This is a genomic window from Corynebacterium sp. HMSC074A01 (genome assembly GCF_001831515.1).
In the GTDB taxonomy this organism is placed as follows: domain Bacteria; phylum Actinomycetota; class Actinomycetes; order Mycobacteriales; family Mycobacteriaceae; genus Corynebacterium.
Window position 1 is genome coordinate 90,754 of the sequence record NZ_KV825601.1, and the last position, 19,597, is coordinate 110,350.

A 19,597-nucleotide genomic window follows, 5' to 3' on the forward strand; every position below is an offset into this window, starting at 1 on the left:
CCTCTCCCGCTCGTGACTAGATGGTCACCTGACGGGACTTGATGTTGTCCAGCTGCTTGCGCTCATCGGCGTTGAGCTGCGCATCGTTGGCGTATTCCGCCTCGATCTTCGCGTTCAGCGTCTCCAGCGCCTCCTTGTAGGACTCCGGCGCGACCTCCGGGTCCAGGTCCCACACGGGCACGACCACGCCGTGCGTGCGGAAGGCACCGGCAAACTTCGTGCCCTCGCCCAGCACCAGCTCGCCCTTCGCGGCGATGCGAGCAAGCGCCGCGAGCATCTTGGCCTCGTTGTCCTCGGTGCGGATCCAGCGGATGTGCGCCTTACCGCCACCCGGGTTGACCCACCACACAGCGCCCGGGACCTCTGCCTCGACCTGCGCGGAAGGCCACACCGCGTCGTTGGCCTGGGTCATCGCCTGACGCAGCTGCGCGGGGACGTCCTCGCCCTCGGCGAACCACCAGTTGAAGTCGGGGTAGGTGGTCACCTGTGGGGTCCACGCCGCGTCGATAAGCGAGGAAAGCTCCGGCTGGCTCCCATCCGCGGCGGTGGATTGCAGCGACTCGCCGGGCTTCGCCTTGAGCGCCCACTGCAGGGCAAAGGCGAGGTCGCGGCCCGGGTTCTGCGAGTGGGACGCGGCCTGCAGTGCCACGAGGCGCTCGCCGCCCTGCGCCTCCTCGCGCACAAGCGCCGCGCCCGCACCAGGCAGCACCGTCACCAGCGTCACTTCAGTCCCATCAACCTCAAGCTTTGCGCTTGCCGACGGCACGAACTCCTGCATCGCGATCAAGTCCGCCTCAGCAGCCAGCCCGCCAAAGGGACGCGGGTCCTTCTGCAGCGCCTCACGCTCCTTGGCGCGCGCGGCCAGCTTCGCCTGGCGGCGGGTCATGCCCTCGGGCAGATCTTCTTGCTTCTTACGCTTCTTCTTTGCCATGCGACAAATCTACCGCAAGCTGCGGCAGGTCTGTTGCCATGAGCTCCACTCCGTGCGTAAGGCACCAGTTCATCTCGCGTGGTTGGTTCACCGTCCACACGTATGCGGGCTCACGCATCGACTCGCGCTGCGCCTGTGAAATCGAGGGGCCCAGGCCAGTTGCGCCGCGAAGGTCGGTGGGCAGCTCAGCGGAGGGATCGCAGAGCAAGAAGGAGGGCACTTGCGGCAAAAGTGTGCGGAAGCGCTCGATCGCCTCCGGGTGAAAGGAGATGCAGGCCACCTGCTCGCCGTCATCCATCCCGCGGGCGCGCACGATATCCGCTACGGCCTCATCCAACCGCGCGCCAAAGGGCGAGGGGTGCTTGGTCTCAATCAGCACCCGCTTGCCCGGGTGAGCGGCGACGAGCTCTAGCAGCTCGTCGAGCAGCATTATCTGCTCCGGGGAATCCTCCGTGCCGAAATTCAGCTCGCGCAGCTGCGCAAGCTCCAGCTCGGCCACGGCCCCCGTGCCGTTCGAGGTGCGGTCTACAGTCAGGTCGTGGATGATCACCACGTGCCCGTCTTTGGTCATGTTCACGTCGCACTCAACGCCCGCGATGTCGAGCGCCAGCGACTGCGCAAACGCGCCGCGCGTGTTCTCACGAGTGTCGCCATTGTTGCCGCGATGGGCGATAATGCCGGTCATCAGGCCTGCACCGTCGCCGGGGTCTGCGTACGCACAGATTGCGCCCTTGCAAAGGTATCCAGCGCCAGATTCGGCAGGTCGGTGGCCAGCACGTCCACCTTGTTGTCCAGGCACCACATCATCTGCCGCGGCGTATTGACCGTCCAGGTATACGTCTTCAAACCGCGCAGTCTCAGCAGCTGCTTCTTCGCTTGCAGGTGCTGGATGGCCGGGCCCACCCCGTAGGGGCGCGAGAACATCGCGTTGCCCGGGTTCCACTTCTTCTCCCGCAGGCGGAAGAGGTAATAGGTCTCCAGCTGCGGCGCCATGCGGGTGAAGTAGCGAATGGCTTTGTGGGAAAAGGAGATGATGTGCATGCGCTCGTCGTCAAGCAGCTTGGCGTAGGCCAACGCACGCAGGGTCTGCTCGTCCACCTCGGGACCGTAGATGGTGGGGTGCTTCGTCTCGATGTAGAGGTGCTTGTCCGGGTAGTCCTGCATGAGCTCGAGCAGTTCTTCGAGCAGCATGATCTGTTGCGGATCTTCCTCGGTGCCGCAGTTGAGCTCGCGCAGCTGCGCAAAGTCGAGGCAGTCGACGCGCCCACGTCCGTTGGTGGTGCGCGAAACATTTGTGTCGTGGAAGACCACGAGCCTGCCGTCGCGGCTCAGCCGCACATCGCATTCAATGCCATGAATGGGAAGTTTCAGCGCTTCTTCAAACGCTCGCCTGGTCAGCTCAGGGTACATGCCGGAGAATCCGCGGTGCGCAACGATGTGTGTCTGGCTCACAGTCTCCAAACCTACAACGGGTTTACGCCCCGCGCGACTTGTAAAACTTTGCCATAATGCGGTACATGCGCGTTGCCAAGCTTTTCGACGCCCGCCGTGCGATCCAACGCGCCCGGGACCGCTACAGTTTCGACCACCACGGCCTGCTCGCCGCCCCGCTCGCGGCGGTCGAGGTGCTCGCTGACCTCTCCCCCGTCGTGCGCATGCGCGGGCTGCGCCGCCTGCCGAATTCCTTCCGCTCCGGCGTCGTTGGCGCCGAAATCGCCACCTGGGGCGCGGTGTCTCCCTCGCTGCTTCCCAGGCGGTGGTGGACGACGGCCGCGAACGTGGCGATCTGCCAGGCGGTGGGCCATATGCTCGGCACAGGTGCAGGCAGCATCGCCCGGGCCGTGGGAGCCAGCGGACCGCGGGGCAAGAACGCAAACCCGGCGCGCATCGCCATGAGCGCGCTTACTGTGGCGGCCTACGCATCCGCTGCCCGCGCACACGCGAAGCAGAAGACACTGGTGAGCACGCCGCACCCGGTCAAAAGGGGCGAAACGCTCGTTGGTCTTTCGCTCGGCACGCTTGGCTACGGAGCGATGCTGCTTGTGGGCGAGGTCGTGCAAGCTTCCGTCGACCGCGTCAATGCGGTCTTCGGTCGCAAGCTTCCACCGGTGACGTCTTGGCCGCTGGCCATTCTCGCGGTGGCGGGCGGCGCTTACGTTTTTGCGGACCGGCTGGTGGTGCGCAACTTTATGTCCACCGTGTACAAGGAGGCCGAGGAGCTCAACCGCGAGTTCTTAAGCGGAGCGCCGCAGCCGCACGAGCCGCAGCGTTCCGGCTCACCTGCCTCTGCGGAGCCGTGGCGCACGATGGGCAGGCAGGGCCGCGCCGTGGTGTCGGGCGGGCCGCGCGCGCACGACATCGCGCGCGTGCTCGAGGCACCCTTGGACGAGGTCAAGGAGCCGATCCGCATCTTCATCGGGCTGCGCGACGGCGAGCGCAGCCGCAGCTACGAGGAGATGGCCGAGGCCGCGCTACGCGAGATGGATCGCACGGGTGCCTGGGAGCGCGGGCACATCGCCGTGATGTCATCGGCCGGCACGGGCTGGATCAATGACTTTCACACCTCGGGCTTCGAGTTCGTCGCCCGCGGCGACAGCGCGATCGTGGCGATGCAGTACTCGTATGTGCCCTCGCTGTACTCCTACCTGGCGGATCGTGAGTCGGCGGTGCAGTCTTCGCGCCTGCTTATCGACGCTATCCGGAAACGCATCTCCCGCCTCGACACCCCCACCCCGCCGAAGCTGTACGTCGGCGGCGAGTCCCTTGGTGCCTACGGGGTCGCGGATGCGTTCCAGGATCCGGAGCAGCTCTTGTCGCGTACCTCGGGTGGTGTGTTTACCGGGGCACCGGGTTTTTGCAGCACGCTGACCACGCTGACCCAGCGGCGCGAGCAGGGCAGCCCGCAGCGCTTGCCGGTGGTCGACGGTGGCCGTCACTTCCGCTTCATCGCGCACCCGGACCACCTGGAGCACGATTTCGCCGGCAAGGCCTACGACGCCGAGTGGGAGCTCCCGCGCGCCGTGTTCGCGCAGCACGCCTCCGATCCGGTGGTGTGGTGGGACGCCGCGCTGCTGTGGCGGGCCCCCGACTGGTTGAAAGAGCCCGGCTCTCGCGGCGTACCGGCCCCCGCGGCGCAGCACTTGGATGTGTTGCACACGCTGCGCTGGTGGCCTTTTGTCACCTTCTGGCAGGTGGGCATCGACCAGGTCAGCTCGAACGAGTACGACGCCCCGCACGGGCACAACTACCACGCGGAAACAGTCGCTGCCTGGAACAAGGTGCTCGACGGCGGACTCACCCAAGGCGAGCTCGCACGCGTCAACCGGTGGATCCACGCGGACTCAACCAAGCTGCGCGCCTAGATACCGCAAGCCACCCCGGTGGAGTGGTGCGGGCAGTAGCCGTTTGGCACCTTATACAAGTACTGCTGGTGCTCGTCCTCGGCCAGGTAGTAGTCCACGCCAGCGCGGACCTCGGTGGTCATCTCCCCGTAGCCCGCCTGGCTCAGCTGTGCGCCGTAGGCGTCGCACCACTGTTGAATTTGGGCCGCCTCTTCCTCGGTGTCCGGGTAGAAGGCGGAACGGTACTGTGTGCCCGTGTCGTTGCCCTGGCGGTAGCCCTGCGTCGGGTCGTGCGCCTCGAGTGCGGTGCGCACCAGCTCCTTCAGGCTGATCTTTTCCGGGTCGTAGACCACCTCAACGACTTCCGTGTGGTTGGTTTTGCCGGTGCACACTTCTCCGTAGGTGGGGTTCGGGGTCACGCCGCCGCCGTAGCCAACCGAGGTGGACTCGACGCCGTCGAGCTCCCAGAACATCTTTTCCACGCCCCAGAAGCAGCCGATACCCAGGCGCAGGCGGCGCTGTCCTGGCCTCCACGGGCCGGTGATCGGGGTGCCCAATACGGCGTGCGGCTGCGGCGCAGCAAGGATCGGCTCACTGCGGCCGGGCAGGGTCTGCTCGGCGGGGAGGAGGCGTGGTGTTGGCGCAAAAAGAAAACCCATAGTTCCCACAACGTACACGTCCGGGAAGGATATTCCGCGGATAATTTCATTGCAGGAAATCAAGATTTGGCTACTATGGGCTTCGTCATCACAAGCTGACGAAAGGATTTAGCACAATGGCTGTTTACGAGCTTCCGGATCTCCCGTACGCATACGATGCACTGGAGCCGCACATCTCCGAAGAGATTATGACGCTGCACCACGACAAGCACCACGCAACCTACGTTGCTGGCGCAAACGCTGCGCTCGAGGCACTCGAGGCAGAGCGCAACGGCGAGGCTAACCCGGACAAGCTGCGCGCACTGTCCAAGAACCTCGCGTTCAACCTGGGTGGCCACACCAACCACTCCATCTTCTGGAAGAACATGGCACCGAACGCTGGTGGCAACCCGACCGGCGAGATCGCTGAGGCCATCGACCGCGACTTCGGTTCCTTCGAGGCATTCCAGAAGCAGTTCGCGGGCGTCGCTACCGGCCTGCAGGGCTCCGGCTGGGCTGTGCTCGGCTACGACCACATCGCTGGCCGCCTGATCATCCAGCAGCTGACCGACCAGCAGGGCAACATCTCCGTTGACTTCACCCCGGTCCTCATGCTGGACATGTGGGAGCACGCCTTCTACCTCCAGTACAAGAACGTCAAGGCTGACTACGTCAAGGCTTGGTGGAACGTTGTGAACTGGGACGACGTCAACGAGCGCTACGCCGCTGCGTCCAAGTAAGCCCTAATCACACCTGGGTGAAACGCCCGCGCCAGTGGCGCGGGCGTTTTTCTATGCCTCCAAGGCCCGCAGCGCAAACACAACGCCCGCCGCATCAGGAGGTGCATGCGGCGGGCGTTGTAGTTCACTAGATTCACGACGAGTCCTGTAAGGAACCCGCCTATTACTTTAGGTTAGGCTCACCTTATCGCGCAAGGGTTTAGGTGAAAAACTTTTCAAGTCGTTGCGCCGCCGCCCGAAATGGAGAACCATGGGACGGTATGAGAAAAGGGTCAATGGAGTATCGCCGGGCGTCGATAGGCATGCTGCTCGTGGGGCTCGCGATCTTCTCTTCCCTCTACGCCACCCAGGCGCTGCTTCCCACGCTCACCCGAGAGATGGACATCGAACCCTCCACGGCGGCGTTGACGGTGTCCGCGGCCACCGGTGCGCTGGCGATCTGCGTCGTCCCGGCCTCCATCCTGTCCGAGAAGTTCGGGCGCGGACGAGTGCTGATCATCTCCGCGCTCGCCGCCACCGCACTCGGGCTCGCCCTCCCACTGGCGCAAACCATCGGCCAGCTCGTCGTACTCCGCGCCGTCCAGGGCGCGCTGCTCGCCGGCACCCCCGCCGTCGCAATGGCGTGGCTTTCTGAAGAACTGGACGAGCGCGACCTCGCCGGCGCGATGGGCCTTTACATCGCGGGCACCTCCGTCGGCGGGCTCACCGGCCGCCTCATCCCCGCCTTCATGCTGGAAATCACCGGCTGGCGTTGGGCGCTGGCCACCAGCGCGGCGGTGAGCCTGGCACTCGCCATCGCAACCGCGCTGCTTTTGCCGGAGCAGCGAAACTTCCGCCCCAAGGCCTCGATCCGCCCGGGCGCGGAGTTCCGCGCCGTGGCCCGGCATTTGGGCAACCCCCGCCTTGTGGGGCTGGTGGCCACCGCGTTTATCGCCATGGGCGTGTTCGTCTCCATGTACAACTTCTTTGGCTTCCGCGCTATCAACGACTTCGGCCTGGCCCCCTCGCTCGCCGGGCTGACATACGTGATGTACCTCTCCGGCACCTGGTCCAGCGCCCGCGCCGGTACCTTCGTTTCCCGCTTCGGCCGCGGCCGCGTCGTGCTCGCCGCTGCAGTACTCATGCTCACCGGCGCGCTCGTCGGTGCCAGCGGCAACCTCTACGTCACGCTTGCCGGCCTGCTCATCTTCACCGCCAGCTTCTTCGCTCTGCACTCCACTGCCTCCGGGTGGGTCGGGCTCATCGCGGATAAGGACCGTGCGGAGGCATCGAGCCTGTACGTCTTCTGCTACTACATGGGCTCTTCGCTTTTGGGCGCGACCACTGGTTGGGCCTTCGAGGCGCTCTCCTGGCCTGGCTTCGTCGGCGTGCTCGCGGCCATGCTCGCCGTACTCATCGCCATTGCCGCAGCTCTCGCCGTGGCGGAGAAGCGCCTATAGCAGGGGCAGGCCCGGCGCACCCGCGTCTAAGAACTCGCGCACCGCGCGGGTGGCGCGGCAGTCGTCCTCGTTGTACTGCAAAAGCGTCGCCCGCGCTTCCGCTCCCATTTCATCCTCGCGGCGCGCTTGCCTGCGCAAGGCTACCGACGCCTCGCCGTCCACATCATCATCCTCCCAGGTAAAGCCGACGACAGGGCCGAGCACCTTCAACCCCAGCCCGTCAGTGCCCACCAAATGTTGGCGCACGTGCGCGAAGACGTCGACCCACTCGTCAGAGGCGATAAACGCCTGGACCTCAGCCAGCTCCACGGTGTCGAAGCGCTTCGCCGAGGATTTGAGCCAGTGGTTCTCCCCGCCAGCGGCGTAGCAGTAGGCCGCAAAGGTCTTGCCCTCCGCGTGCGCGGCATCGCGGCGCGCCATCAGCCAGCGCCAGAACTCGGTAAAGTTGCGCTCTTCCGCCTCGCCGCCGACCTCCTCCCAGATAACGAAGGGGTGGTAGGCCTCGCCGTCGAAGGCACCCCACAGGTACGCACCCTGGTCCAGGTAGGCCTCCATGTCCACATCGATCTCCACGTCCGCGCGCAGTACGCGCACCGGGCCGCGGCGCTTGAGCACTGGCACACCCTCGCGCCAGGCCTGCGCGATGCGTGAGGCGTCGCCCGCGTCGGCGTCGATAAGCTGGCCCACGGTGTGAATACCGCGCTCGCGCCACTGATCGGCGCGGCCGCCGGAGAACACGAGCGAGATGTCGTCCATCTCCTCGAGCTTTTCTCCGCACAGCGGCCAGAAGCGGCAGGTCGCGCACTGCTTCAGCCGACGCGGCTCGGGCGGGATCGGGGTTTCCAGCGCGCGTTTGAGCGGGGGGATGAACCGGGCAAGCTCGCCGACATAGGCGCGCTCGCGGTCCTGGCCGATCACGCCGCCGCGGCCTGAAGCTTTCTCCCCAAGCAGCAGGTGCGCCATAGCGAGCGTGTAGCCGTCGATGGTGTGGTGGCGCGGCTTCGCCTGCACCTCAAGCGGCGCGCCCAGGCCCAGCCTGCCGGTGGGCACCATCAACGCTAAAGACGCCGGATCCTTGCGCGCTACGCGATGGTTCGACACGATCACCGGCATATACCCCGCGTCAGTGCGCACCAGCACGTCGATCTCGCACACGACGCGGACGCCGTCAATCTCGCCGCATAACACCGCCCGCGTAATCAGGTGTGCGCCGTGGCGCAGCGCCTCCCGCGTCTGCCCGTCGCGAAGCTCAAGCTCGTCCGAAGTATCGGCGGGGGTGAGGTCGACGCGGACGAAGGCCTTGCCCCGCCCGTCGCCCACCGCGCGCTTGACCGGCAGCGCCGCGAACACCAGCGCCCGGGCCGCAGCGAGCTGTGCCTGACGCGACTGGCCCGCCGGGGTGGGGCCGACCTCCGGGTGGGCCAAACGCTGGCGCAACCGGTACCTGCAGCCCACGAGATCTGCGGGGCGGACCTGAAACGGCTCATTCACAATAGTGACCACAATACCTGCCTGGCGGGTAAGATCGGCGGCAGCGAAAAACAACACCACAAAGGAGTACCTCCCCAATGGGACTTTTTGAAGCCATCCGTAAAGCCCGCGCGCGCACCAAGGCCGAGATTAAGGCCGCCGAGGCCCGCGCCCGCAAGCTGGCCAAGGAGCAGGCGAAGGCGGACCAGAAGACCGCCCAGCTTTTAGACAAGGCAGAGAAGCGCCTCCTGAAGGAGGAGAAGAAGGGGCTCAAGCGCAAGCGCAAGCACGAGGAAAAGCTGGCTAAGGCGCACCTCAAGCGCATCGAGGAGTCCGGCCTGACCCAGAAGAAGGCGAAGCAGTGGGTCAGCGCTTCCCGCATCCTTGTGCCGGTACTGCTGCCGCTGGCGTACAAGGCCTACACCTCCTACCAACAGAACCGCATCAACACCCGCGCCGCAGGCATTGGCGTTGATCCGCAGGATCTCGCCCGCCACTCCGGGCGCGGGGCAGAGCTCAAGGCGCGTATCGACGCGCTGCGCACCTCCCTCGAGCACTCCGAGTCCCTGCCCTCGGGCTTTAAGGGCGATGCGAAGGTTCGCCTCAACACGCTAGCGCGCAACGTGCGCGACGCGGAGCACCTCAACCCGGAGCAGCGCCGCCTGGCCTACGCTTCCGTAGAGGACGAGCTGGCCGAGCTCGGCGCCGAGATCACGAAGAAGGCGAACTAGTTTAGAGCACGCCCTGTTCGCGCGCCGAGGCCACCGCGGAGGTGCGCGAGCGCACACCCAGCTTGTCGTAAATATGCACCAGGTGCGACTTCACCGTCGCCTCGGAGAGCATGAGCTGCTGTCCGATCTCCCGGTTCGAGCTGCCCTCGGCCACTAGCTGCAGCACCTGCAGCTCGCGCGGGGTCAGCGAGGAACGCGGGGCCTTTTCGCGCGTGGCCAGCTTCTCGCGCACCACCGGCGACAGCGTCGCATCCCCCTTCGCGGCGGATCGCACGGCGGCGAGCAGCTCCTCCGGCGGGGCGTCTTTGAGCAGGTAGCCCACCGCGCCCGCCTCGATCGCGCCGAGGATGTCGGCATCCGTGTCGTAGTTGGTCACCACCAGTACCTGCGGCGGGTTGCCCATGGCGCTGCGGATCCGCGCGGTGGCCTGCGCCCCGGTGGTTACCCGCGAGCCCTCGGCACCCGCGCCGAAGCGCAGGTCCATGAGGATGACGTCGATGCCGCCAGCCAGCGCGGTCGCGATCGCCGCCTCCGCCGTGGCCACCTCGCCCACGACACGGATGTCCTCGTCGACTTCCAACACGGAGCGCAGTCCCAGCCGCACAATCTCGTGGTCATCGGCCAGCAGCACCCGAATCATGGTCCACCTCTCCACTCCCCTCGACACCCGCCGAGGACTTGGCATCATTCTTTCGATTGACATTACCCGGTACCGCCACCGAAAGCGCCGTCGGCCCGCCGGGCGCGGACTCCACCACCAGCTTTCCGCCCAGCTCGGCGGCACGCGAGCGCATCGCGTCTAAACCCAGGTGCCCCAGCCCCGCCGGCTTTGCCGCTTGCGCCTCCGGGTCGAAACCGCGGCCGTTGTCCACCACGTCCAGGCGCACCTCGTCCGGCCCGTACGTCAGCGTCACCCGCATCCTCGTCCCGCCCGAGTGCTTCACCGCGTTCGCCATCGCCCCTTGCGCGATGCGCAAAAGCCCGGCCTCGGTGCGCATGGGCAGCTGTGCCACCTCGCCGTCGGTCTCCACCTCAATGTCCATGTCGCTGGCGGTTGCTAAGTCTTCGGCGATGCGCCCGAGCGCCTCGCTTAGCGACGTCTCCGTCAACGGCGCCGGTGCCAGCGCCGCAATCATCGCCCGCGTCTCCGCCAAGTTATTCGACGCCGCCCGGCGCGCCGTCTCCATCCGCTTCAGCGGTGCCTCCAACTGCTCCTTAGGGATCCCCGCGTTGACCAGGTCGCGCTCGGCGGCGTGCAACAGCATCTGGATGGACGAGAGGTTTTGCGCCACCGTGTCGTGGATCTCGTGGGCGAGGCGCTCGCGCTCCTGCGCCACGCCGGCGGCGCGCTCGGTGGCAACCAATTTGTCCTGGGTGGACAGGAGCTCGTCGATAAGCTGCTCCCGCTCCTTGCTCACCCGACCGATGGTGGTAAACGCGTAGTTGATTGCCACGACCACCACCGCCGAGAGCACGGGGCCGAGCACGCCGCCGAGGGTGAGCCCGGTGGGGATCTGGATGGCGATCGAGATCGCCAGCCCGACCGCTACGAGCACCAGCCCGCGCCAGTTGTTGAAGGCGCGCAGCACGACGAAGAACAGGATGAACACCCAGTACACCGCCACCGGCGAGAACGTGATGTCGGCGACCCACAGGGCGAGAAGCGCCGCGCACCAGACCGCGCGCACAGGCCGGCCCCACCGGTGCATTTCCACCATCCCGTAGAACAGGACGAAGGTGAAGGTGGCCACAAGCACGATCTGCAGCAGCGCCAGGTTCAGCGGCATCCGGGTCGTCGCGCCCAGGGAGACCATGACGAGGCAGACCGCCAGCACTGTGATGCCGGTATCCAACGCCTTATTGTCCGGCACATCTGCGGACGTGTGGGCCAGGCTCGCTAGTCTTAAGCTCATGCGTCTGAGATTACCCACCGCCCTCGTTGCCGCGGGCCTCGCGCTCGCCGCCTGCAGCGCCGAAACGGAGACCCCGGAAGCGCCGAGCGAAACGACGGCCGCCGCGCCTGACCAGGGGCTGCCCGTCGAGACCCTGCCGGAGACGCAGCGTACCGACTGGGCCGAGTGCCCCTACCTGGACACCGAGTGGGTCGCGCAGACCAACGGTCAGCGCGTGACCGGGGTGGGCATCGACTCCCGCTTCGACACACCCGCCTGCCAGTTCTGGTCCTACCCGGAAGAGCCGCAGCTGACGGTGATCGTGCGCCACATGGCCTCACCCCAGGAGTCGATGGCGGTGGTGGACTGGGCCACCCCGGTGGACTTCACTGCGCCAGCCGACCAGCCCCCGGGGTGGAACGGCGGGCGCCACGGCGGCGGCGAAGTACCAAACCGCATCGGCGCAGCGTACTCGGTCGCGCGCGGCACGCACGCAGTGACGGTGTTTACTAACCAGGACGAGTCGGTCAAGGCACAGCGCGTGGCGGAACAGGTCATCGCTACGCTGGGACTGTGACTGAGCGCAACCCGAAACCCCGCACGAACCTGCCCACTGACACAGAGATCGCCGTCGCCGCCATCGTCTTCCGCGATGATGCAGGCCGCGTCCTGTGCGTCCGCAAGCACTCCAGCCCGCGCTTCCAGCTGCCCGGCGGCAAGCTCGAGGCCGGCGAGACTACTGTCGACGCCGCGCTGCGCGAGACCCGCGAAGAGGTCGGGCTTGACGTCGACCGTGGGAACCTAAGCTACCTCGGCACCTTCAGCGCCGAGGCCTCGAACGAGCCCGGGCACACGGTCACTTCCACCGTCTACGTTCATCCAATGCCTTCGAGCTCCCCGCAGGCCGCCGCGGAGATCGCCGAGACCGCCTGGATCGACCCGAATGCGCCCGCAGGACACGCACTCGCACCCCTGCTGGCTACCCGGATCTTCCCGGCTCTTAACGACCGCCGGATCCAGTCCGTCACCGTCTTCGCCGGTGCCAACCCCGGCACGGATCCGGCGCACCTTGAGCTGGCGCGCCGCCTCGGCCAGGCACTTGGGGAGCACCGGATGACGCTGGTGTACGGCGGCAGCAAGCTGGGGCTCATGGGGGAGGTAGCCAAGGGGGCGCACGCGCACAAGGGCACCACCGTCGGCGTGCTCACCACGCACCTGGCCAACTACGAGCTAAAGTACGAGGGCCTCGACCGCCTCGAGCTGGTGGGCTCCATGTCGGAGCGCAAAGCCATGATGAGCCAGCTCGGCGAGGCATTCGTGGCGCTGCCCGGCGGCACGGGCACGCTCGACGAGTTCTTCGAGGAGTGGACGAACCAGCAGCTCGGCACGCACACCAAGCCAATCGGGCTGCTCGGCCGCACGTTCTGGCAGCCGCTGATAGACATGGTCGACCACATGGTGGCCCACGGGTTTGTGCGCCAAACCGACCGCGACCACCTCATCGTGGCCGACGAGCCGGAAGAGATGATCCAGAAGCTGCAGGCCTGGCTGCCGCCGGTGCCGCGCTGGACTGACTAGACGGCTACGTCGTTATACGGCATCTGCGCGGAGACCCACGGGAACACGACCTCCATCAGCAGGAAGAACACTGCCACGGCGATCACGAGGGCGATCAGCGTCTTCACCCAGGTGTTGCCCGGCAGCTTGCGCCATAGTGCTGCGTACATCTTTACTTCACCTCCTGCATCGCGGTGGGGAGCGTCTGCTGCTCCGGGTTCTTGGGCAGCACCTCGGTGCGCATCGCGTGCACGATCATGCGCTCCGCGTTGGAGAACTGCGGGTGACAGGTGGTCAGCGTGATGATGCCCTCCATGCCATCGACCACTTCCATCGAAGGCGTTTCCGGCATCGGGTTAATCACGTTGATGTCGCCCGGCAGCGTGATGTGGCGGCCCTGCACCGCGCCGTAGTCGCCGGTAGCCACGCGCTCGTTCATCTCCGTAGGCAGGCAACCCGCGGTTTCGGCGCGGCGCTCGTCCGGCTGCTGCGACATCGGCAGCACCCGGTAAGTCACCCACTGGGTCTGCGTTTCCACCACGATCGCGTCGCAAGCGTTGAGCCCGCCGAGGTCATTGAACGGCGCGCCCTTGCCCACGCGGTGCCCGGCCACGGCGAAGTTGCCGTCCTCGCCCGGCATCTGCGTGTCCGGGTAGCGCCCCGGCCCGGTGAGCAGCTCCTTTTCCTGCACGCCCTCGATGATGGCGAACTCGTAGTCTGGGCCGAAGGCGGGGATGTACATGCGCGCAAACGCGTCGCCAAGCGCCGGTGCCTTCACTTCGCGGGGGTTGACCCAGCCCTCGCCCCACTGCTCGCTCAGCGAATGCTGCGCCTCGTTTTGCATCTTGCCTGCGGCGATGTTGGTCCAGAAGGATTCGTAGAAGGCAAAAAGCAAAAGGAGCGCGCCCGTGGTAAGCAGGAGCTCCCCGATCACTTGCGACGCGCGTATCCGGTGTGGCGACTGAGGCATGGCCTAACATTAACCCAGTCGTCGCCGTCACCTGTAACGCACAATCCGAGAGGAGATTCCACACGCATGCTGGAAGTCCTGGTCTACCCGGTCGCTGCGGTGATCAAAATGTGGCATTGGCTACTCGTGCACCTGCTGCACATGGACGCCTCGGCCGCCTGGGTCGCCTCAGTGCTCCTACTCGTGGTGACGGTTCGCGCGCTCGTGCTGCCTTTCGCCATGGCGCAGTACCGCGTCGGCCGCACCTCCTTCCTCATGCGGCCGCACCTCGCGCGCATCGAGAAGGAGTACGGCAGCGCCACTACGCCCGAGGCTATCGCCGCGGAAAAACGGGAGCGGAAGCAGGTCCAGGAGGACCACAATTACAGCCTCGCCGCCGGCTGCGTCCCCGCGCTCGTGCAGTTCCCCGTCTTCATTGGCCTGTATCGCCTGCTCCGCTGGATGGCCGTGCCCACGGATGGCGACGGCCACCGCATCGGCATCCTTAGCGACCAGGACCTCGAGACCTTCCGCGCCGCCACGCTTTTCGACGCCCCCTTGCCCGCCTATGTGGCCATGAGCCCCGAACACCTCGCAGCGCTCGGCACGACGGAAGCACAGGTGCGCGCCGTGGCCCTGCCGATGGTGATCGCCGCCGTGATCTTTACGTGCACCAACCTCGCCATCTCCCAGCTGCGCAACCGCTCCACCCTGGACTGGGAGACAGCCATGACGCGCAAGAGCTACCACTTCCTGTGGTGGATGATCCCGCTCGTCGCGCTCGGCCTGGCCACCGCCGGGCTGGCCGGCATCGTCCCGGTAGCGATCCTGCTGTACTGGGTGAGCAACAACCTCTGGACGATGACGCAAACCGCGGCGCTGTGGGCCTGGACGGTCCGCACAATGCCCGCCGAGGAGATGCACCGCGAGTACTGGCGTGAGGCGAAGGAGCGCACCGCCGGTGCCAAACAAGAAAAGGTACAGCGCAAGCGGTCACGCCGCGCGCTGCGCCGCCGCGCCGTGCTCCACCCCAGCCAGGCTGGCGACGCCCTTGCGCAACTGCGCGCCGAAAAGCAGGAGCGGAAAGCGGAAAAGCTGCGCGAGAAGCAGGAGCGCAAGGAGCTGCAAAAGGCTCGCAACGAGGCGAGCAGGCAACTCGCGCAGCAACGGAAGGCTGAAAAGGCTGAAAAATCCGAGGATGCAGACTAGATGGAGTAGTCGGCAGGCGGCGCGCCGAGCTCGGATTCGGCGAGGTCACGCGCCTTCTGCAGCGGGGACACGTCGCGCATAAATCGCGCCCCGGTCATGCCGCCGTCGAGGAAGATGAGCAGCTCGTCCGCTTGCTTGGAAGAGTCGTACCCGTTCTTGGCGGTGAGCAGCTCGGTGATGGTGCCGTGCATCCACTTCCGGTGGTTGCGGCAGGTCTCCACGATGCGGTGCTCGGATTCGGTCTCCGGGCGGGGGTACTCGGTCGCGGCGTTGAGGAAAGGCGAGCCGCGGAACTCGCGCTGCGGCTCCGTTTCAATGGCCATGTCGAAGAAAGCGAGCACCTTCTCGTCCGTCGTTGAGGCTTTGACGGCGCGCTCCTCCCAGCGCTGGCGGTACTCCTCATCCATGCGCTCGAGGTAGGCGATAACCAGGTTGTCCTTGGAGCCGAGCAGGCTGTACAGGGAGGCCTTGGCCACGTCCGCCTCGCGCAGGATGCGGTCGATGCCGATGACGCGGATGCCCTCCTCGGTAAACAGCTTGGTGGCTGCGTCGAGGAGGCGCTGCCGCGGGCTCGGCCGATTGCGACGCCGCGCGGTCGTCTTCTTCTTCGCCGTCCCACTGCTCACTAGGTGCTCACTCCTTGGATGCTGCTCGCTTGTCTCGTCTCAATATAGACAAACCGGTACGTACACACCAGCCGTACCGGTGAAATACATTCTCGGACACGTGTTAGCGCGCACGTTGGCGCGCACGAAAAATGCCCCCGGTATGTACCAGGGGCATTTGCGTAACGGCGAGGCGTTAGCCGCGTTTGTTCGTGACCAGGTTGACGATCCACAGCAGCACTACCGCGCCAAGCAGGCAGGTAAGGAAGCTGAAGAACAAGCCGCCACCGGCGACGTCAACACCAAACAGGCCGAGAAGCCAGCCGCCAAGGAAGCCGCCGATCACGCCGACGACGATGTTCAGGCCGATGCCCATCTGCGCATCGCGGCCCTGAATCTTGGAGCCAATCCAGCCTGCGAGGCCGCCGATAATAATCCAACCAATGAATCCCAGTGAGGGTGCCATAGTAAGTTCCGTCCCTTCTTAAAAAATATTTCGGTTACGGACCCCATTATGCATACCTTTTATGCCTGCCGCATGGACAGGCAGTCAAAGGGGGCTGAATTACTCCTCCGGACGCACCACCATCATCGGGCACGGAGCGGACTGCAGCAGCGCGCGCGAGGTGGATCCGAGCAGCATGCCCTTGAAGCCGCCGCGGCCATGCGAGCCCGTGACCAGCAGCTGGGCACCCTCGGCAGCCTCCGTCAGCGCGCGGACCGGGCGGTCGCGAGTGATGACGGTACGTACCTGCACGTCCGGGTACTTCTCACGCAGCTCGCCGAGGGTCTCCTCCAGCAGAGCTTCCTTTTCCTTCTGAACCGCGGCCCAGTGGTCGTCGGAAACGGAGAAGCCCGCGCCCGGCGCCTGTACTTGCGTATCAATCCAGGTGTGCACAGCAACCAGCTCAGCGCCGCGCGCGTTGGCCTCCTCGAAGGCGTACTCGGTTGCGCGCTGGGAAACCTCGGAGCCGTCCACACCAACCACGACGGGGCCGTACTTGGTTTCATCCGTGACGTTGCTGTCCTCGCGGATCACCACCACCGGGCAGGATGCGTGGGAGACCACAGCGCCGGATACAGAACCCAGCACCATGCCAGACAGGCCACCCAGACCGCGGGAGCCCATGACCACCATCGTGGAGTTGCGGGACATCTCCAGCAGCATGTCGATCGGGGAGCCCTCAGCCACGGCGTGTCCGATCTTGATGTCCGGGGCGACCTCGAGCGCGATCTCGCGCGCCTCATCGATCTTCTGCAGGGTCTCGCGCTGCAGGTCGTCGAAAAGCTCCTGCGGCGGGACCATGCCCTCGGCGTAGAGGAACTGCGGCATGGTGTAGCTCGAAGCCAGGCGCAGCGGGACGCCGCGCTTCATCGCGGTGTTTGCTGCCCAACGGACAGCGGTTTGCGACGCCGGGCTGCCATCCACCGCGACAACGACGATGTCCTCACGGTCTTCCAGGTTTTCTCGTTCTTCGCGGCTCATATCTCCAGCCTTTCAGTAGTTCTTACTGGTTATATCCTCTAGTGTACCCGGTAGACGACGGTTTTTACTTGGGAATCTCCACCGGCGCAGCAGCCTCCGCGTTGGCAGGGAAGAAGAGTTCGTAGAGGAAGGTCATCACATCAGCGATCGACTTCCCGATACCGCCAGAAAAGAACTGAACCAGCGGGTCAAGCATTGCTCCAATATCCATGCCGGATACGCTACTACACACTATGGCCCGCAAGAAGAGTAAAGCTGCCCCTCCACTGCCCCCGCGCGGCGGCCTCGGAGCCTCGCGCGTGCGCGTGCCGGACACTCTTGCCCCGGTCACGGCACTGGAATTCCTCTCCGAGGTGGTAGCCACGCAGCGGCACCGCCACCCGGAAGATACCCCCGAAGCGGTAATGCAGCGCTTCACAGATGGGCAAGTTGTGCTTCGCGACGCCACCCCGCTCACCCCCGACGCCATCCTTTCACCCGGCACCGATGTCTTCTTCTACCGCCGCCCCGCCCCCGAGCGCGCCGTGCCCTACGAGATCACCACCGTCTTCGAGGACGAAGACATCCTAGTGATCAATAAGCCACCATTTTTGGCCACAATGCCACGGGCCGCCCACATCACCGAGACTGCTACCGTTCGCCTGCGTCGCGCCACCGGCAACGAGGAACTCACACCAGCCCACCGCCTCGATCTTATGACCTCGGGATTGTTGCTCTTCACGAAACGTCGTGAGCTCCGTGGCCCCTACCAGGAACTCTTCGCACTCCGGGAGGTGCGCAAACAGTACACGGCGGTGGCCGAGTTGCGGGACGTCGGGATTGGAACATGGTCGCACCGGATCAGCAAAGTTCACGGTGAAGTAGCGGCAACTCTAGTTCCGGGCAAACCGAACGCGATTACGCATGTGCGAAGTGTGACGCCGATTGACGAGTCCACGACCGCGGGTCTCGCTGCCACCTACAACGTGGATACTCCGCTCGCGACCTATCTGTTGGAGCCGGTCACCGGTAAGACCCATCAGCTGCGCATCCAGATGTCCGCATCCGGTATGCCAATTCTCGGTGACCCGATCTACCCCGACGTCCATCCGTTCGGATCTGAGGACTTCGCACGACCGATGTTGCTCACGTCGGTATTTCTCGGGTTTACCGATCCCCTTTCAGGTGCTGAGCGCGCGTTTAGCGCGGACCCGTGGTTACCCGGGGCTACACAAAAGTAACCCCGCAGTCGACCAATCGATTGGAAGCCAGCGGGGTCAATCCAGCGGTACAGGTCCGTTACGGAAGCATCGCCGCGATGTTTGCCGGCAGCATCGGCTTCAACGTCGGAAGTGCTGCAGCAATACCGCCAAGCACCACAAGGAGGACACCCGCAGCAACGACTCCGATGCCAGCGTCGTTCAGCTTGCCATCTTCGGTACTCAGCGCGTTCTTGCCATCGCCTTCATCGGGATTCTTCCCGTTGTCAGAGGATGAGCCCCCGTCATCACCAGGATTGGGCTGAGGATCTTGCTGACCCGGCTTCGGCTTGGGATTCGGGTTGGGCTTCGGCTTCGGTTTACCCGGAGACTGAGCACTTTCACATTGAGCCAAACCAGACTTCATAGTTTTCAGAATGCCTTCGGCCTGACGGACCAACTCATCATAGTCTGCAATAGACCGAGGGTTAGTGGCGCTCGCGCGAAGCTTCTTTGCATCTTGAAGACCCTTTTCGGATACAGCAATCGACTCCTTAATCTGCGCGATGGTCGCAGTTGCAGAGGGGCCAAAGTTGTAAGATCGTTGCTCTTGGGCAGAGAATGTCATGACACAGGCACCGTCAGAGTTCACCTTTACAGTGACGGCGTGTGAGTGCGGAGCTGCAACACCTGTCAGAATGAGACCGGCAGCAACTGCACTAGCTGCAGAGCGCTTGAAAGACATGATTAAAGTCTCCTGGAATTTAGAGGGGTAGGGACTGACGACCGACTGGACGCCTACCAATAAATTAAATGACACATGTATTGTTCGCAATAGCAAAGTACTAAAAAGACGAAAACTTTAAGCGCGGTCCGGTATGGCGCTAGCTCCGTTTGGCCCCACCCCGCCTGTAATCGGTACACGGTGGGTTGGGTGGGGTCGCGCCGCGGGAGGGTGGAATGATGTTGCGTTGGATTTCTAGCGAGCAGGCACAACACCATTGCAATGCGGGCTCGTGACACAATGAATCCACACCCGGGGGGATACACGCAGATCGCCGACAGAAAACCTGGCCTCACACCACACCGCGGCATACACACTCACCAGCACTCAAACATACCGGAGCACAATGCGAAAGCACCCCGCACGCCGGGGTGTTTCCGGTGTGCGGGGTGCTTTTGTTTGAAGTTGTTGGGTCGGCGGTAACCTACTCTCCCACACCCTCCCGAGTGCAGTACCATCGGCGCGGGCGGGCTTAGCTTCCGGGTTCGGAATGGGACCGGGCGTTTCCCCGCCGCCATCAACCACCGACACACCTTGTGGGGCATGCCAGTCAACCAACGAGCGTGTTGGTTGTTGATAGACACAGTATTCTTTTTGTTTGTGTTGACACGTGGTGTGTTGTGTCAGTGACTGCATAGTGGACGCGA

22 protein-coding genes and 1 rRNA gene are annotated in these 19,597 nt (G+C 64.9%); 8 read left to right on the plus strand and 15 right to left on the minus strand.

Features of this window, described 5'->3' with window-relative positions; genetic code table 11:
* Positions 1-16 precede the first annotated feature (16 nt).
* From HMPREF2550_RS02925 to HMPREF2550_RS02935, 3 genes are read right to left on the minus strand one after another with little or no spacing between them, the layout of a single operon-like run.
* The gene (locus HMPREF2550_RS02925) at positions 17-931 is read right to left on the minus strand and encodes a DUF5926 family protein (protein WP_070789586.1); all 915 of its coding nucleotides are present in this window, start codon (positions 929-931) and stop codon (positions 17-19) included.
* Positions 912-1,616, minus strand: coding sequence for a glycerophosphodiester phosphodiesterase (locus HMPREF2550_RS02930; RefSeq protein ID WP_070789588.1), 705 nt, complete (start codon positions 1,614-1,616; stop codon positions 912-914). The genes HMPREF2550_RS02925 and HMPREF2550_RS02930 overlap by 20 nt, the downstream gene beginning before the upstream one ends.
* Positions 1,616-2,383, minus strand: a complete 768-nt coding sequence (locus HMPREF2550_RS02935) for a glycerophosphodiester phosphodiesterase family protein (RefSeq protein WP_246819730.1) — start codon at positions 2,381-2,383, stop codon at positions 1,616-1,618. Before HMPREF2550_RS02935 ends, HMPREF2550_RS02930 begins: the two co-directional genes overlap by 1 nt.
* 65 nt (positions 2,384-2,448) lie before the next feature.
* Here HMPREF2550_RS02935 and HMPREF2550_RS02940 point away from each other — a divergent pair, with 65 nt between their 5' ends.
* Positions 2,449-4,293, plus strand: coding sequence for an alpha/beta-hydrolase family protein (locus HMPREF2550_RS02940; protein ID WP_083319754.1), 1,845 nt, complete (start codon positions 2,449-2,451; stop codon positions 4,291-4,293).
* On the opposite strand, the gene msrA is transcribed toward HMPREF2550_RS02940, so the two are convergent.
* On the minus strand, positions 4,290-4,931 hold the full coding sequence (msrA, locus tag HMPREF2550_RS02945) for a peptide-methionine (S)-S-oxide reductase MsrA (RefSeq protein WP_070789589.1): 642 nt from the start codon (positions 4,929-4,931) through the stop codon (positions 4,290-4,292). The two genes, HMPREF2550_RS02940 and msrA, sit on opposite strands and share 4 nt — an antisense overlap.
* 116 nt (positions 4,932-5,047) lie before the next feature.
* On the opposite strand from msrA, the gene HMPREF2550_RS02950 reads away from it, so the two are divergent.
* Both HMPREF2550_RS02950 and HMPREF2550_RS02955 read left to right on the plus strand, forming a co-directional pair.
* A complete protein-coding gene (locus HMPREF2550_RS02950) occupies positions 5,048-5,650 on the plus strand; it encodes a superoxide dismutase (RefSeq protein WP_070789591.1) in 603 nt (200 codons plus the stop codon).
* Positions 5,651-5,925: 275 nt separating this feature from the next.
* Positions 5,926-7,089 carry an MFS transporter gene (locus HMPREF2550_RS02955; protein WP_246819731.1) on the plus strand — a complete coding sequence of 388 codons (1,164 nt, stop codon included), beginning with the start codon at positions 5,926-5,928 and terminating at the stop codon, positions 7,087-7,089.
* Here HMPREF2550_RS02955 and HMPREF2550_RS02960 read toward each other — a convergent pair.
* Entirely contained in the window at positions 7,084-8,592 is a 1,509-nt protein-coding gene (locus tag HMPREF2550_RS02960; RefSeq protein ID WP_083319755.1) for a TM0106 family RecB-like putative nuclease, read from the minus strand. The two genes, HMPREF2550_RS02955 and HMPREF2550_RS02960, sit on opposite strands and share 6 nt — an antisense overlap.
* Before the next feature lie 65 nt (positions 8,593-8,657).
* On the opposite strand from HMPREF2550_RS02960, the gene HMPREF2550_RS02965 reads away from it, so the two are divergent.
* Positions 8,658-9,290: a DUF6474 family protein gene (locus tag HMPREF2550_RS02965; RefSeq protein WP_070789595.1), complete on the plus strand. Its 633-nt coding sequence runs from the start codon at positions 8,658-8,660 to the stop codon at positions 9,288-9,290.
* Between the two features lies 1 nt (position 9,291).
* Here HMPREF2550_RS02965 and HMPREF2550_RS02970 read toward each other — a convergent pair whose 3' ends face one another.
* Both HMPREF2550_RS02970 and HMPREF2550_RS02975 read right to left on the minus strand, forming a co-directional pair.
* Positions 9,292-9,930, minus strand: coding sequence for a LuxR C-terminal-related transcriptional regulator (locus HMPREF2550_RS02970; RefSeq protein ID WP_038592977.1), 639 nt, complete (start codon positions 9,928-9,930; stop codon positions 9,292-9,294).
* Positions 9,905-11,203 (minus strand): sensor histidine kinase, encoded by a 1,299-nt coding sequence (locus HMPREF2550_RS02975; protein ID WP_083319749.1) that lies wholly within the window; start codon positions 11,201-11,203, stop codon positions 9,905-9,907. The genes HMPREF2550_RS02970 and HMPREF2550_RS02975 overlap by 26 nt, the downstream gene beginning before the upstream one ends.
* On the opposite strand from HMPREF2550_RS02975, the gene HMPREF2550_RS02980 reads away from it, so the two are divergent.
* Positions 11,202-11,759: a DUF2020 domain-containing protein gene (locus HMPREF2550_RS02980; RefSeq protein WP_070789599.1), complete on the plus strand. Its 558-nt coding sequence runs from the start codon at positions 11,202-11,204 to the stop codon at positions 11,757-11,759. The two genes, HMPREF2550_RS02975 and HMPREF2550_RS02980, sit on opposite strands and share 2 nt — an antisense overlap.
* Positions 11,756-12,760, plus strand: coding sequence for a TIGR00730 family Rossman fold protein (locus tag HMPREF2550_RS11790; RefSeq protein WP_246819732.1), 1,005 nt, complete (start codon positions 11,756-11,758; stop codon positions 12,758-12,760). Before HMPREF2550_RS02980 ends, HMPREF2550_RS11790 begins: the two co-directional genes overlap by 4 nt.
* Here the strand turns inward: HMPREF2550_RS11790 and HMPREF2550_RS12205 are convergent.
* Together HMPREF2550_RS12205 and HMPREF2550_RS02990 are read right to left on the minus strand one after the other, a co-directional pair.
* A complete protein-coding gene (locus HMPREF2550_RS12205) occupies positions 12,757-12,909 on the minus strand; it encodes a hypothetical protein (protein ID WP_038592999.1) in 153 nt (50 codons plus the stop codon). The two genes, HMPREF2550_RS11790 and HMPREF2550_RS12205, sit on opposite strands and share 4 nt — an antisense overlap.
* 2 nt (positions 12,910-12,911) lie before the next feature.
* A complete protein-coding gene (locus HMPREF2550_RS02990) occupies positions 12,912-13,709 on the minus strand; it encodes a class E sortase (protein ID WP_070789601.1) in 798 nt (265 codons plus the stop codon).
* A 66-nt stretch (positions 13,710-13,775) separates the two neighbouring features.
* Here HMPREF2550_RS02990 and yidC point away from each other — a divergent pair, with 66 nt between their 5' ends.
* Positions 13,776-14,897, plus strand: a complete 1,122-nt coding sequence (gene yidC / locus HMPREF2550_RS02995; RefSeq protein ID WP_070789603.1) for a membrane protein insertase YidC — start codon at positions 13,776-13,778, stop codon at positions 14,895-14,897.
* Here the strand turns inward: yidC and HMPREF2550_RS03000 are convergent.
* The 4 genes from HMPREF2550_RS03000 to HMPREF2550_RS12210 all read right to left on the minus strand — a co-directional run bounded on the left by HMPREF2550_RS03000 (position 14,894) and on the right by HMPREF2550_RS12210 (position 17,199).
* Entirely contained in the window at positions 14,894-15,523 is a 630-nt protein-coding gene (locus HMPREF2550_RS03000; RefSeq protein WP_070762894.1) for a TetR/AcrR family transcriptional regulator, read from the minus strand. The genes yidC and HMPREF2550_RS03000 overlap by 4 nt on opposite strands.
* A gap of 175 nt (positions 15,524-15,698) precedes the next feature.
* Entirely contained in the window at positions 15,699-15,968 is a 270-nt protein-coding gene (locus HMPREF2550_RS03005) for a GlsB/YeaQ/YmgE family stress response membrane protein (RefSeq protein WP_070762893.1), read from the minus strand.
* A gap of 99 nt (positions 15,969-16,067) precedes the next feature.
* Positions 16,068-16,988: a universal stress protein gene (locus HMPREF2550_RS03010; RefSeq protein WP_070762892.1), complete on the minus strand. Its 921-nt coding sequence runs from the start codon at positions 16,986-16,988 to the stop codon at positions 16,068-16,070.
* A gap of 64 nt (positions 16,989-17,052) precedes the next feature.
* Positions 17,053-17,199 carry a hypothetical protein gene (locus tag HMPREF2550_RS12210; RefSeq protein WP_168167124.1) on the minus strand — a complete coding sequence of 49 codons (147 nt, stop codon included), beginning with the start codon at positions 17,197-17,199 and terminating at the stop codon, positions 17,053-17,055.
* Between the two features lie 22 nt (positions 17,200-17,221).
* Between HMPREF2550_RS12210 and HMPREF2550_RS03015 the strand changes: the two genes are divergently transcribed.
* The gene (locus HMPREF2550_RS03015) at positions 17,222-18,208 is read left to right on the plus strand and encodes a pseudouridine synthase (protein WP_246819733.1); all 987 of its coding nucleotides are present in this window, start codon (positions 17,222-17,224) and stop codon (positions 18,206-18,208) included.
* Between the two features lie 58 nt (positions 18,209-18,266).
* Here HMPREF2550_RS03015 and HMPREF2550_RS12010 read toward each other — a convergent pair whose 3' ends face one another.
* Positions 18,267-18,911: a hypothetical protein gene (locus tag HMPREF2550_RS12010; RefSeq protein ID WP_141760498.1), complete on the minus strand. Its 645-nt coding sequence runs from the start codon at positions 18,909-18,911 to the stop codon at positions 18,267-18,269.
* A 450-nt stretch (positions 18,912-19,361) separates the two neighbouring features.
* Positions 19,362-19,479: ribosomal RNA gene (rrf, locus tag HMPREF2550_RS03025) — 5S ribosomal RNA — on the minus strand.
* Between the last annotated feature and the right edge of the window lie 118 nt (positions 19,480-19,597).

Excerpts from the sequence above, each read along its gene's own strand:
- HMPREF2550_RS02955 (WP_246819731.1), top strand. The coding sequence starts at position 5,926 with ATGGAGTATCGCCGGGCGTCGATAGGCATGCTGCTCGTGGGGCTCGCG.
- HMPREF2550_RS02980 (WP_070789599.1), top strand. The coding sequence starts at position 11,202 with ATGCGTCTGAGATTACCCACCGCCCTCGTTGCCGCGGGCCTCGCGCTC.
- HMPREF2550_RS02990 (WP_070789601.1), bottom strand. The coding sequence starts at position 13,709 with ATGCCTCAGTCGCCACACCGGATACGCGCGTCGCAAGTGATCGGGGAG.
- HMPREF2550_RS02950 (WP_070789591.1), top strand. The coding sequence starts at position 5,048 with ATGGCTGTTTACGAGCTTCCGGATCTCCCGTACGCATACGATGCACTG.
- HMPREF2550_RS02930 (WP_070789588.1), bottom strand. The coding sequence starts at position 1,616 with ATGACCGGCATTATCGCCCATCGCGGCAACAATGGCGACACTCGTGAG.
- HMPREF2550_RS03005 (WP_070762893.1), bottom strand. The coding sequence starts at position 15,968 with ATGGCACCCTCACTGGGATTCATTGGTTGGATTATTATCGGCGGCCTC.
- HMPREF2550_RS03015 (WP_246819733.1), top strand. The coding sequence starts at position 17,222 with ATGGCCCGCAAGAAGAGTAAAGCTGCCCCTCCACTGCCCCCGCGCGGC.
- HMPREF2550_RS02970 (WP_038592977.1), bottom strand. The coding sequence starts at position 9,930 with ATGATTCGGGTGCTGCTGGCCGATGACCACGAGATTGTGCGGCTGGGA.
- HMPREF2550_RS12210 (WP_168167124.1), bottom strand. The coding sequence starts at position 17,199 with ATGGATATTGGAGCAATGCTTGACCCGCTGGTTCAGTTCTTTTCTGGC.
- msrA (WP_070789589.1), bottom strand. The coding sequence starts at position 4,931 with ATGGGTTTTCTTTTTGCGCCAACACCACGCCTCCTCCCCGCCGAGCAG.
- HMPREF2550_RS02965 (WP_070789595.1), top strand. The coding sequence starts at position 8,658 with ATGGGACTTTTTGAAGCCATCCGTAAAGCCCGCGCGCGCACCAAGGCC.
- HMPREF2550_RS02940 (WP_083319754.1), top strand. The coding sequence starts at position 2,449 with ATGCGCGTTGCCAAGCTTTTCGACGCCCGCCGTGCGATCCAACGCGCC.
- HMPREF2550_RS02975 (WP_083319749.1), bottom strand. The coding sequence starts at position 11,203 with ATGAGCTTAAGACTAGCGAGCCTGGCCCACACGTCCGCAGATGTGCCG.
- HMPREF2550_RS02925 (WP_070789586.1), bottom strand. The coding sequence starts at position 931 with ATGGCAAAGAAGAAGCGTAAGAAGCAAGAAGATCTGCCCGAGGGCATG.
- HMPREF2550_RS12205 (WP_038592999.1), bottom strand. The coding sequence starts at position 12,909 with ATGTACGCAGCACTATGGCGCAAGCTGCCGGGCAACACCTGGGTGAAG.
- HMPREF2550_RS03010 (WP_070762892.1), bottom strand. The coding sequence starts at position 16,988 with ATGAGCCGCGAAGAACGAGAAAACCTGGAAGACCGTGAGGACATCGTC.
- HMPREF2550_RS12010 (WP_141760498.1), bottom strand. The coding sequence starts at position 18,911 with ATGTCTTTCAAGCGCTCTGCAGCTAGTGCAGTTGCTGCCGGTCTCATT.
- yidC (WP_070789603.1), top strand. The coding sequence starts at position 13,776 with ATGCTGGAAGTCCTGGTCTACCCGGTCGCTGCGGTGATCAAAATGTGG.